This window comes from Phenylobacterium sp. (assembly GCF_037968635.1).
Classification (GTDB): domain Bacteria; phylum Pseudomonadota; class Alphaproteobacteria; order Caulobacterales; family Caulobacteraceae; genus Phenylobacterium.
This window is the reverse complement of the sequence record NZ_JBBKVV010000088.1, coordinates 18524-29667: the sequence shown is the minus strand read 5'-3', so window position 1 is coordinate 29667 and position 11144 is coordinate 18524. Positions and strand designations below refer to the sequence as shown.

At 66.0% G+C, this 11144-nt stretch carries 10 protein-coding genes and 1 pseudogene; 9 read left to right on the top strand and 2 right to left on the bottom strand.

Going from position 1 to position 11144, the window contains the following annotated elements:
- The 5 genes and pseudogenes from AAC997_RS10910 to AAC997_RS10890 form a co-directional block, all read left to right on the top strand.
- A pseudogene (locus AAC997_RS10910) lies at positions 1 to 531 on the top strand (MobA/MobL protein); the annotation flags it as partial.
- Between the two features lie 14 nt (positions 532 to 545).
- A complete protein-coding gene (locus AAC997_RS10905; RefSeq protein ID WP_340645727.1) occupies positions 546 to 2522 on the top strand; it encodes a type IV secretory system conjugative DNA transfer family protein in 1977 nt (658 codons plus the stop codon).
- Positions 2523 to 2575: 53 nt separating this feature from the next.
- Positions 2576 to 3529: a P-type conjugative transfer ATPase TrbB gene (gene trbB / locus AAC997_RS10900; protein ID WP_340645726.1), complete on the top strand. Its 954-nt coding sequence runs from the start codon at positions 2576 to 2578 to the stop codon at positions 3527 to 3529.
- Between the two features lie 281 nt (positions 3530 to 3810).
- A complete protein-coding gene (locus tag AAC997_RS10895) occupies positions 3811 to 5277 on the top strand; it encodes a bifunctional DNA primase/polymerase (RefSeq protein ID WP_340645725.1) in 1467 nt (488 codons plus the stop codon).
- Between the two features lie 154 nt (positions 5278 to 5431).
- A complete protein-coding gene (locus AAC997_RS10890) occupies positions 5432 to 6472 on the top strand; it encodes a hypothetical protein (RefSeq protein ID WP_340645724.1) in 1041 nt (346 codons plus the stop codon).
- A gap of 28 nt (positions 6473 to 6500) precedes the next feature.
- On the opposite strand, the gene AAC997_RS10885 is transcribed toward AAC997_RS10890, so the two are convergent.
- Entirely contained in the window at positions 6501 to 7403 is a 903-nt protein-coding gene (locus AAC997_RS10885) for an ImmA/IrrE family metallo-endopeptidase (protein ID WP_340645723.1), read from the bottom strand.
- A complete protein-coding gene (locus tag AAC997_RS10880; RefSeq protein ID WP_340645722.1) occupies positions 7400 to 7774 on the bottom strand; it encodes a helix-turn-helix transcriptional regulator in 375 nt (124 codons plus the stop codon). Before AAC997_RS10880 ends, AAC997_RS10885 begins: the two co-directional genes overlap by 4 nt.
- Before the next feature lie 129 nt (positions 7775 to 7903).
- On the opposite strand from AAC997_RS10880, the gene AAC997_RS10875 reads away from it, so the two are divergent.
- The 4 genes from AAC997_RS10875 to AAC997_RS10860 all read left to right on the top strand — a co-directional run bounded on the left by AAC997_RS10875 (position 7904) and on the right by AAC997_RS10860 (position 11090).
- Complete coding sequence (locus AAC997_RS10875; protein ID WP_340645721.1) at positions 7904 to 8647, top strand: multiubiquitin domain-containing protein; 744 nt, start codon at positions 7904 to 7906, stop codon at positions 8645 to 8647.
- Between the two features lie 18 nt (positions 8648 to 8665).
- Positions 8666 to 9064: a hypothetical protein gene (locus AAC997_RS10870; RefSeq protein ID WP_340645720.1), complete on the top strand. Its 399-nt coding sequence runs from the start codon at positions 8666 to 8668 to the stop codon at positions 9062 to 9064.
- The gene (locus tag AAC997_RS10865) at positions 9046 to 10503 is read left to right on the top strand and encodes a ThiF family adenylyltransferase (RefSeq protein ID WP_340645719.1); all 1458 of its coding nucleotides are present in this window, start codon (positions 9046 to 9048) and stop codon (positions 10501 to 10503) included. Before AAC997_RS10870 ends, AAC997_RS10865 begins: the two co-directional genes overlap by 19 nt.
- 116 nt (positions 10504 to 10619) lie before the next feature.
- Positions 10620 to 11090 (top strand): hypothetical protein, encoded by a 471-nt coding sequence (locus AAC997_RS10860; protein WP_340645718.1) that lies wholly within the window; start codon positions 10620 to 10622, stop codon positions 11088 to 11090.
- Positions 11091 to 11144: the final 54 nt, after the last annotated feature.

Genomic DNA, 11144 nt, shown 5'->3' with positions numbered 1-11144 from the left:
CAGCAGACCGAGGAGCGTGTGAAGAAGACCCGTTCGCGGCGCCTGGAACTGGTGGCCTGGGTCCGCAATCCGGCGCGGATGATCTGGGCGAAACACGCCGAGCTGAACGCCATCGGACGGGCCCGCAAGGCCTATCGCCGGGCCGAGGTTGGCCTGCAAGTCCGCCAGGATTGGGTCCGCTCGCCCAAGGGCCAAGCGTTCGTCGCGGCGCGCCGGCAGCCGGACCTGGAAGCCGCCGCCGACGTGGTTCGGGGACGGCGCACGCTGGAGCGGAAGATCAAGAGGATGGACAACCGGATCGGGTTGGCCGGCCGCACGATCAGCGACCTGCGGTTGGCGCACGAACTTGGTCAGCGGGAGCTTCGTGTCCCCAACCAGTCGCCCGACGAGACGCGCTTCTTTCGGGATATCGGCCGCCCGGCGCGCGAGGCCCTGCAGCGCTTCCCGACGCCGGTTCAAGAACAGGCGCTGGAGCGTCTGCGACGTGGCCAGGGCCGGTCGATTGGCCGCGCCATCATTCCCGGCAGGTAGGAGCGACACGCCCCATGAACGCCCGCCCCAAGATCATCCTGCCGCTGGCGGCGGCCAGCGTGTTGATCGCGCTGGCCGTCGCCACCCAGATCGTCGCTCACGACTTCCACTACCCGCGTGAGTTCGGCCGTGGCCTGTTGGATCTGGGGCGGGCGAGGATCTACGCGCCGTGGGCCTTCGTCGGCTGGTATGGGCGCTTCGCGGCGCGCTACCAGCAAGCCTTCGACATGGCGGCGATGATCGCCCTGGCGACCGTGTTCGTCCCCACGATGGCGTTGATCGGGCTGACCAAGAGCACGCGCCGGGCGCCGCGAGAGTTTGGCAAGGACGCCTGGGCGACGCAGGCCCATGTCCGCAAGGCCAAACTCGTCCATGGCGACGGCCAGATCAGCGGACGGGTGCTCGGCCGGTTCAATGGCAAATACCTCACCTATCGCGGTGTGGAGCACGCGATCATCGTGGGCGCGTCCCGCAGCGGGAAGGGGGCCGGCCACGTCGTTCCCACCCTGATCGCCTGGCCGCAAAGCGCCTTCGTCTACGACCGCAAGGGCGAGCTTTGGCACATCACGGCCGATCACCGGAAGACGTTCAGCCACGTCTTCTATTTCGCGCCGACCGACCCCAACACCGTGCGGTGGAATCCGCTGTTCGAGGTGCGGAAGGGGCCCATGGAGATCGCCGACATCCAGAACGTCGTCGGCATCCTGGTGGACCCGCTGGGCCGCAAGGCCGGCGACCTCAATTTCTGGGACCAGAGCGCGACGGACTTCTTCACCGCGATCATCCTGCACGTCCTCTACAGCGAAGAGGACACCAAGAAGAACCTGGCCCAGGTCCGCCGCCTGCTGATCAATATCGACCCGACCCTTCACGCGATGAAGCACACCAAACATCGCCATAGGCCCGACCTTCATGCGCCGGGCGGGCTGGCGCGGGGCGCCGACGGCAAGCCCATCGCCGAGGTCCACCCGGAGATCCTGCTGGGCGCCACGGCGCTGGACAGCATGGACGAGCGGGTGAAGTCCAACGTGCTGGCCACCTGCCGGGCATCGCTATCGCTGTGGGCAGACCCCTATGTGGAATACGCCACCAGCTGGTCGGACTTCTCGATCGGCGACCTGGTGTGCTCGGAGAGCCCCGTCACCTTCTACATCATCACCCCCCAGGCCCATGCCGACCGGCTGGCCTTCCTGGTGCGGGTGTTTACGCGCCAGACGATCAACAGCCTGATGGAGCGCGAGCATTTCGACAGCCGGGGGCGGCGCAAGGCGCACCGCCTGCTGCTGCTGCTCGACGAATTTCCCAAGCTCGGCAGCCTGCCCTTCCTGGAAAACGCCATGGGCGAAATGGCCGGCTACGGCATCACCGCCCACCTGATCTGCCAGAGCTTCAACGACGTGTTCTCCAAGTATGGGGACAAGACGCCGATCTTCGACAACATGCACATCACCGCCACCTTCGCGACCTCGGAGCCGACCAGCATCGACAAGGTGATCAGGCGGGCAGGCAAGGCGCTGGAGATGCGGGAGAGCTACAGCGATCCGCGCAGCATCTTCGGCAGCTCGCACCGCTCGACCTCCCAGAGCGAGCACGAGCGCTACATCCTGACCGAGGACCGGGTCCGCGAGCTGGATGACAACCAGCAGTTCCTGTTCGTCAACAACACCAAGCCGATCCGCGCGGAGAAGATCCGCTACTACGACGAGCCGTTCTTCAAGGCGCGGACGGGGGACTATTTCCACGGCGTGCCGGCCAAATACGAGCAGAGGCCGGGCGCGGCTGACCTGCCAGGACCCGCGCAAATCGACTGGCTTGGGGTTCGCGCTGCAGAGCCGGCCCCGGCCGGCCTGAAGGGCGTCGTGCCACCGTCGGCCCCCGCGGCGCCGGATGATGGGCCTCTGCCCGCCGGCGACGGCGGGCATGGCCTCCACGCGCCCGTCTCGAGCCTGCGGTGGACGGGCGACGACGATGACGACGGCAGCCTGGGCTGACGGACCTGCAGAGACGCCCACGCCCCGCTGACTCCAGTTGAATTGGATTTCCGATGCCGCAGCACCACCCCGTCGTCACCGACCGCAAGGTCGCCGCGCTGAAGCAGGCCATGGGTCCGGTGATCGCCAGTGCGCTCGCCGACCGCATGGTCGTGGAGGTCATGGTCAATCCGGACGGCAAGATCTGGGTCGACCGGATCGGGGAGGGGAGGTCGTTCACCGGCCAGAGCCTGGCCAGCGCCGACGCTGATCGGATTCTACGACTGCTGGCCGACCATGTGGGCGAGGTGGTCACCCGGGACCGGCCTCGGGTCAGCGCCACGCTTCCGGAGACCGGAGAGCGGTTCCAAGGCGCCTTCATGCCGATCGTATCCAGTCCCGCCTTCGCGATCCGCAAACGGCCGGAGGTGGTGTTCACCCTGCCCGAATATGTCGATCAGGGGATCATGACCGAGCACCAGGCCGCCGTGATCCGCGAGGCGGCGACGGCGCGTCAGAACATCCTGATCGTCGGCGGCACAGGCTCGGGCAAGACGACGCTCGCCAATGCCATCCTGGCAGAGCCGGCCTTTGCCCAGGACCGCGTGGTGCTGATCGAGGACACCGCCGAGCTCCAGTGCTCAGCCGAGGACAAGATTCAGATGCTGACCAAGCGGACGGACCCGCCGGTGACCATGACCGACCTGGTGCGTGACACCCTGCGCCTGCGGCCGGACCGCATCATCATCGGGGAGGTGAGGGACGGGTCGGCGCTCGATCTCCTGAAGGCATGGAATACGGGCCACCCTGGCGGGTTGGCGACCATCCACGCCAACAGCGCCGCGGAGGGCCTCACACGGTTGGAGGACCTGATCGGGGAAGTGACCCAGCGGATTCCTTACCGGGCCATAGGTCAGGCGATCAACGTGATCGTCCACATCGAGCGAACGGCTGTCGGCCGACGGATTACTGAGATCGTCCGAGTGCAAGGCTGGGGGGAGGGGGCCTACGACCTTCGCGCGGCCTAGCCTGGGCGTAGTCGTGGGGAAGATCTTCGCCAACGGCCGAGCCTGTAGTTCCGGCCGACCCCTTCAGCGGGGACACCCTCAACGCCCCAAGTCCGCGTTACTAGCTAGCGCTCGGCAATGTTGCAGGACGGGGACTTCAGCCTGGTCGAGCGGATGCTTGGGGATAATCCGCGGTTTCGGGGCGAAAACCGCATCGAAATCGGGTGAAGTAGACGGCCTGGCGCGGACTCCGCACGCGAGATGTGGTAGGCAGGCTAACGAAAACCGCAAGATAGCCGATCATGACCGGGCCCTACGGGCGATGGATTGCTGACTACCGCGACGGCGGCCTCCATCCCTTCCCGGTCGATGGAAAGCGCCCCTGCGTCACATCCTACGCCAAGCGGCGGCCGAGCGCGGCGACGACGGAGAGGTGGGCCCAGACCTTCCCGGCCGCGAATCTCGGGCTGCCGACGCGACGGGAGGGGCTAGCCGTCCTGGACGCCGATGATCCCGGTGTGGTCGCGCTGTTTGAGGCCGTAGCTGGTTTCACGCCATTGCGGGTGGGCACCCGGCGCGGCGAGCATTGGTACTTCGGCGACCCACGCGGCGAGATCGCCGGCGCCAACCACCCCTTGGGCCAACCGTTCGACATCAAGGCCGCGGGGTCAGCCGCCTTCGTCCTGATCCCCGGCTCTGAAAATCAGGGTGCGGTCTACCGGATCATTGACTACGACGGCGACGATCACGCTGCGGAGTTCACCCGCCGTCTCCGTGAATTGCCCCGTCTCAGTTCGTCGGCCCACAGGGAGCTCCTGCAACGACCGCGGGGGCTGGTTCAGGTCCGAAAGACTTCTGCAGGCGGGGGCAACACGATCCTGCTGACCGGCGCCACCATCCCGGAAGGCGCCAGGAACGACGCGCTCTTCAAGGCGTCTTGCCGTGGCGCCCACGACATCCGTCAGCGCCACGGTGACGGGGAGGAGGGGCTGGTCGCCCTGACCGACCACGTCCACGCCCTCAATAGCGCCCTGTGTGATCCTCCACTGGCCTCAGACGAGGTGGACAAGCTGGCGGGCGGGGTTTGGGCGCGAACCCTGACGGGCGTCAACCACCCGCCGCCGCGCAAGAAGAAGTATGTCTGGAGCGTCCTGCAGCGCATGGGCAGACAGGTCCGCAGCCTGGTGCTGTGGGGCTGGTTGACCCAAGGCCAGTTCGACACGGACGACATGGAGCTTGCGCCGGCCCGTGTCGCGGCCGCGATCCCCGGCTGGAAGCCTCATGATGCAGTGGCCGCGATCAAGGGCCTGGTGGCCCTGAAGATCCTTCGCCAGGTGCGCGCCGGCAGCAGGGGGCGAGGCAACGTCGCACGTTACCAGTTGGTCGAGCCTCTGGTGTCCGAGGTCTCTTTTACTGCCGGTTTGCATGCCCTGGCCGGGGACGCGGCGGCGCTGGCCCTACTGGTTTTCCTGGCCGACTTCTGGGGCCCGGACATCCAGGCGCCAATCAGCGCCGAGGGCATGTCACAGCACGTCGGCGGGCCGTTTGGCTGTTGGACCAAGGTCGGCATTCTCAAGGCGCGCGACCGGCTCGAGGCCGCCGGGCTTATCGAGCGTCTTGCGGTGAAGCGCACCAGCGCCCGACATCCCCGCGCTTTGTTCCAGGTTCGGGCCGTGGGCGTTCTCAAAATACCGGGAAACGTACCAGTAGATATCCACCGCCCCCTAAGCCTGACGGCTCCTGCAGCACGCCTCCAGCGACCCTGGTAAGGTGCTACAACGGGCTGCGGGTTCATCGATACCTGCCGAAAACGGTCCTTTGAGGTCCCATTTTCGTCGGCGACCTCGCGAATACCCTGGTCGCCGAAAAATTTTGGCCTCTGCCAAGGGAGGGGGTGCCCGGAAGGAGTAGGTTTTGAGAGGTGTGATCCCCGTCGCCGAACAGCTCGACCGAGCCCGTCGGGAGCTTGCCGTTGATGTGCCGCTCAACGGGCGCATCGCCCTGATCTTGATCGACAACGCCCTCGAGTTGATGTGTCACCAGAAGGCCGCTGACGTCCTGGAGAGGGACCGAGGAAATCGGACTTTGACGCCTACGCAGCGCACCGATGCCCGAGGCCAGGTCTTCGGCCGGAAGGTCGCGGTCTTGAAGGTTCTGGGGCACATCCCGCCCGAGCAGGCCCGCGCCATCAACATCTTCCACCGGCATCGCAACCAACTCTACCACGTGGGCTTGCGCAACGATCCCGTCGTCGGCCACCTCGCCCGCCAGTACTTCGAGCTGACGATCGGCTTGATGGCGCCGCTGCTGGGCAAGGAGCGCCACCTGCGCTGGGAACCGACCCTATTGGACGAGACGGCCATCCGCGTCCTCCCGGAACTGGCGACCGCGTCGCGCTACAAGAACAAGGTCGGCATCACCGATCTTGCGGAACGACTGCTGAGCGACAGGCATGAGCCGGTCCAAGGCTTCCAGGCGGCGCTCCGGGACCAGCTGCTTGCGCGCATCGATCTCTCCGTGGCGGACTTCGCGATCATCGCGACCGGCCGAAGCGGCAAAGACGATCCCCATGAGACCCTTCGGCGCATTCAGCTGGAGCACGACACCTTGGAGGAGCTGTTCAAGGTTCGCCGAGACCAGGACAAGGAGCGTCGACGCCGGGGTCTGCCCGAGCAGCCACTCGATGAGGCCTTCATGTCGATGGCGCGGGGGATGCCGATCCTAGTGGAGTTGAATGGCCAGCTGCTGCCCCGCTGGCGACCGAAACAGGCCGGCCTCCCGTTCGAGCCTTGGCGGAAGCAGGCGGGGGCGGTCGGGGCAAAGGCTGACACCCTGCAAGCCCTGGATGAGTTCGACCGGGTGCTGCGGGAGATCGAGCTGCTTGACGAGGTCATGGCCGAGCCCATCGATGACATGCATGGCTGGCACCAGCATATGGAAGACGTGGCGATGGACAGGCGCTGAGCACCGATTGGCGCGGCAACGATGACCGCTATTTCTTGAATCGTGGGGTCCAGCTCTCGATAAGAGTTTCCTCGTCATCGTCGTCGGCGCCGTAGGTCGGATCCGGCAGATTGCCTGTCGTCAACACAGTCAGGGTCTTGCCGTACCGTCCCAGGCCGATGACCTCCTCATACCCCTTCACCGATCGACCGCCGAGCCAGTCGGACAGGTCGGCGTCTCCCTCATCACGGTCTGCGGCTTGCACGCGGGCGATGTCGGCGTTCAGCTTTGCTGTCCGGCTGGGCCCGGGAAGTGCACTATCCTTACGGGGCCAGATGACGTCGCTGAGGCCCTTCATGGACTCCGACAGGAACGCGAACTCCACCTTGCCCCCCTGGCTGATGATCACAGCCGCAGGGTCTGAAGTGAGATCAGCGTAACGAATGGCCGTTGCGCTCAGGGAACAACGGCACTGGCCGGCGAGCGACAGCACCGCGCCCAATCCCTCCTTTTCGCGCCGAAGCGCCCGCTCAAAAGGCTCCGACGGCATCAGCAGGCCCGATGCGAAATAGTCGGCCTCTCGTTCGAACGGGTCCGCTGACGCGAACCCCGCCTTCGAGGCGTGCATCTGAGCGCCGCCGGAGAACAGATGCTCCGGGTGACCCTCCAGAAAATAGTGGCCCAGCTCGTGGGAGATGCTGAACCGCTGGAAGCCATCATTGGCGATGTGGGTGGCGTATAGGATGCCGAACGTAGTGTTCACATGCATCAGCATGCCGGACACGCCCGGCGCGGTGTCCGGCTTGGCTTGAACCAGTATGTCGTGGCGTTCCGCCAACGCGATCGGATCAACGCCCAGGTCTTCCAGGCCTTCATCCCGCAGAACCTTCTCCGCCTGCTGGATGATCAGTTTTCGCCGAAGGTCCGGATTTTTCCTAGGCGTTGTCGTCACGGCTCTCCGCCCTCGGTCCGGCGTTTGTTTCGGTTCGCCAGCATCTCAAGGAACTCCTCGGCGATGTCGCGGTCAGCGTCACTGATCTGGGAAACGTGGCGGTAGAGCGGGTCGGCCGCCGCCGCCTGCCCGGGCTCGGCGACACGGCCCAGCAGGTAGTCAGTCGTCACGTTCAGCTGCGTCGCCAGCCGACGAAGGTTCTCAAAGGACGGCTTGCGACCGCCGGCCTCGAAATGGGCGATGGAACTCGCCGGTAGGCCTGTCTTCCGCGCCAAATCGCCCTGGTTCATGCCGCGAAGGTCGCGGGCGGCGCGTAACCGCTCGCCGAAGACATCGGGTGTCTTGGGCTCGTCTTCCGGGATTTCGGTCATAGCGAACTCGACATGCAATTATTGACACTCTCGACATGTTGACGCATAATGCGCCATAGATCGCATGTCGAACACGACAAGGGCAAGGGGCCTAAGCGGATTGACCGATCTGACCTGAAGGAGGTCGCCGTGACGGACGTGATGCAAGAGGATTTCGAAGACAACGAGGCGAGCGCCCGGCAGGGCCATCGTCCCCGTGAGGACGGGCCCTACCGGGTTCTGATCGGCAACGCGGGCCTCAACTACCTGGCCTTCAGGATCGCCGACCCGGTTCCTACCGGACGCCAACTGCTTGACGCGGCCGACTTGCGGCCAGTCGATGAGCACGAGGTCTTCAGCCTGTCTGCCGACGGCCGTCTCGCCCAGGTCGGCCTCGACGAAACCGTCGACCTGCGCGCCCCGGGCGTCGAGAAGTTCATCACCTTTCGCAGCGACCGAGCCCTACGCTTCTTGTTGGACGACCGGGAATACGAATGGGGGCAGGACGCCATCGCCGAGGCCGCGCTGCGCGAAATCGCACGGGTCCCCGACGATCACGTCATCGAGCTGGAGCGGCCGGACGGTCCCCCCCAGATCATCGATGATGGCGCCGAAATCCGGCTCGACGGTCGGGGGGTCGAACGCCTCCGCACCCGGCCGCGCCCGCTCGTCACCGTGAAGGTCAACACCAAACCGGTGGAATTGCGCCGGGGGTGGAACACGGGCGCGCAGATCAAGGCGGCGGCGATCGCCGCCGGGGTCCAGATCAAGCCTGACTTCATCCTCCACCTGGAAGGGCCCGATGGCGTTGACCAAGTGATTGGCGACCACGACCGGATCTTCATCCGGGGCGGCGAGTGCTTCGACGCCCTCGACAATCACGAGGACAGCTGAGCCGCCATGAAGGCAGGTGTGGAAAAGGCAGTCGGCGAACTGCGCGCGGCGTTCGCTGGCCACCCCATGCAGGTGGTGGAGAGCCCCTGCGGCGGCGCCTATGTCCTCATCGAGGACGTGCCCCTGGGCGGCCCCTTCGCGCAGGCGACGACCTGGGTGGGCTTCTTCCTGACGAACGCCTGTCCCGAGGCCGACACCTATCCCTTCTATGTGCGCCCCGACCTCAGCCGGACTGACGGCGCGGCCTTGAAGGCCCCGCCGCTGCACGGTGGCCATCGCTGGCCGCCAGAGGTGCCGGCGATGGCGGAGAGGCCCGCGGTGATGGTCTCTCGCCGACAAAACAATCAAGCGTGCTGGGGTCGCGAGTCGCCTCTGGCCAAACTCCAGGCGGTCTTGAAATGGATGAAAAACCAATGACGCCGGCCCGCTGCGCCATGCGCATGCCGGCGGCGATGTATGACGTACTTCACGCCCACCTGTTTCCCGGCGACGGGGATGAACATGGCGCGGTGATCGAGGCGGGTCTGATTCGCACGCCGGCGGGCTACGCCCTGGTCGCCCGTGACCTGCACCTGGCCCGCGAAGGCGTTGACTGGCTGCCCGGTCAGCGCGGCTACCGGATGATGCCGGCCGGCTACATCCTCAAGCGCGTCCGCGAATGCCGGGACCAGCGGCTTGTCTATCTAGCAGTCCACAACCACGGCGGACGTGACGCGGTCGCCTTCTCGCCCGTGGACCTGGAGTCGCACGTTCGCGGCTTCCCGGCGCTCCTGGACATCGTGCAAGGCCTGCCCGTGGGCTCCTTGGTCTTCGCGGAGGAAGCCGTCGCTGGCGATATCTGGCTGCCGGACGGCCGGCGCTTGGTCTTGAACGGCCTGACCATTGTGGGCCGTCGCCGCGTCCGGTTGACCGCGCGCCCCGAAGCCCGGGCGGGCGTCTTTGATCCGAGGTACGACCGCCAGGTGCGTATGTTCGGCGCGGAGGGCCAAGCTGTGCTGCGCGGCGCCAAGGTGGCCATTGTCGGCCTCGGTGGGGTCGGGATTTTGCTTGCCGAATATCTGGGCCGCCTGGGCGTCGGCGCCTTCGTGCTGGTCGACCCTGACCGGGTTCAGCCCTCGAACATCCCACGCCTCGCCGACGCCAGCGGCTGGGACGCGATGAGCTGGTTGGTCGATGAGCGCCGCCCAGCCTGGCTGCGGCGGCTGGGCTTTCAGCTGGCGACCCGGAAGATCGACCTTGCCGAACGCATCATCAAACGGGCCAATCGGCAAGCCAGGATCACCCCGTTCTTCTCGACCATGGAGGAACGCGACGTGGTCGAGGCGATCAAAGGCTGCGACTACGTTTTCCTGGCGGCCGATGGCCATCGGGCGCGCCGGCTCTTCAACGCCCTGGTACACCAGTTCCTGATCCCGGGCGTGCAGCTGGGGTCGCGGATCCAGTCCGACGGCGCAACCGGGGACCTGGTCAACGTCCACACGACCGTGCGTCTGGTGACGCCTGACACAGGTTGCCTGCTGTGCAACGGCGCGGTCAACGCGGCCCGCCTGCAGGAAGAAAGCGTGTCGCCTGAGATGCGCCGCCGGCAGAAATATACCGACGAGCCTGACATCGCCGCGCCGAGCGTGATCACCCTGAACGCCTTGACGGCCTCCCAGGCCGCCAACGACTTCCTGTTCTACATGACGGGCATGACTGCGCCGGACGCCTTCGACGGATACCTCCAGGCCCATCCGCTGGTCCGCAAGGTCAAGTCCGTTCGGCCGCGCCGTGACGATGGCTGTCCTGACTGCGGCAGCTCGGTGGCCAGCCGGCGGGCCCGCGGCGACGAGGCGCTTGTCCCGCTCGTCGACTAGGCTGCGGTCGCCGGTCACCAGATCGGCGATTGCACACCCGGCCGACCTTTTGGACCGACCGCGTTGCGCCTATTTTCGTCGTGACACCATGCTTCGATCAGAAGGAGATCGAAACCTTGTCGACTGGTAAGTGGCGTGACCCGGGCGTACCGCATCGTGGGTGGACGCACCATGGGTGCGAGGACACGGGCGAGCTCTCGACGATTTGCGAGATGTGCGAGAAGGAGACCATCCGGCACGTCCACTATGTGACGCATCCGGACTATCCGTCGGAGCTTCGGGTCGGATGCGTTTGCGCCGAGAATCTCACCGAGGACTACGTCGGTCCCCGTGAGGCTGAGGGCACCGTCAAAAAGCGTCGATCACGCCTATCGACGTTCATGAGCCGCGGCTGGAAGGACGGCCGCTATGGCTCGTCCTACCGGGACTGGAAGGGCCGACGGGTTCTCATCGCGCCCAAATCTAGCGGGTGGATCGCCAAGGTGGACGGGGAGGGCGGTCGCAAGGTCTTTCCGTCTCGGGAAGCCGCCTGCACCGCGGTGTTCGGGCATTTCGACGCCGCGTCCGTCGATAGCGACAGGCCGTAGCCGCAAATCCACCGCAAATCGATCCACGCAGGCATCTGCATGGGCCGCGCATCA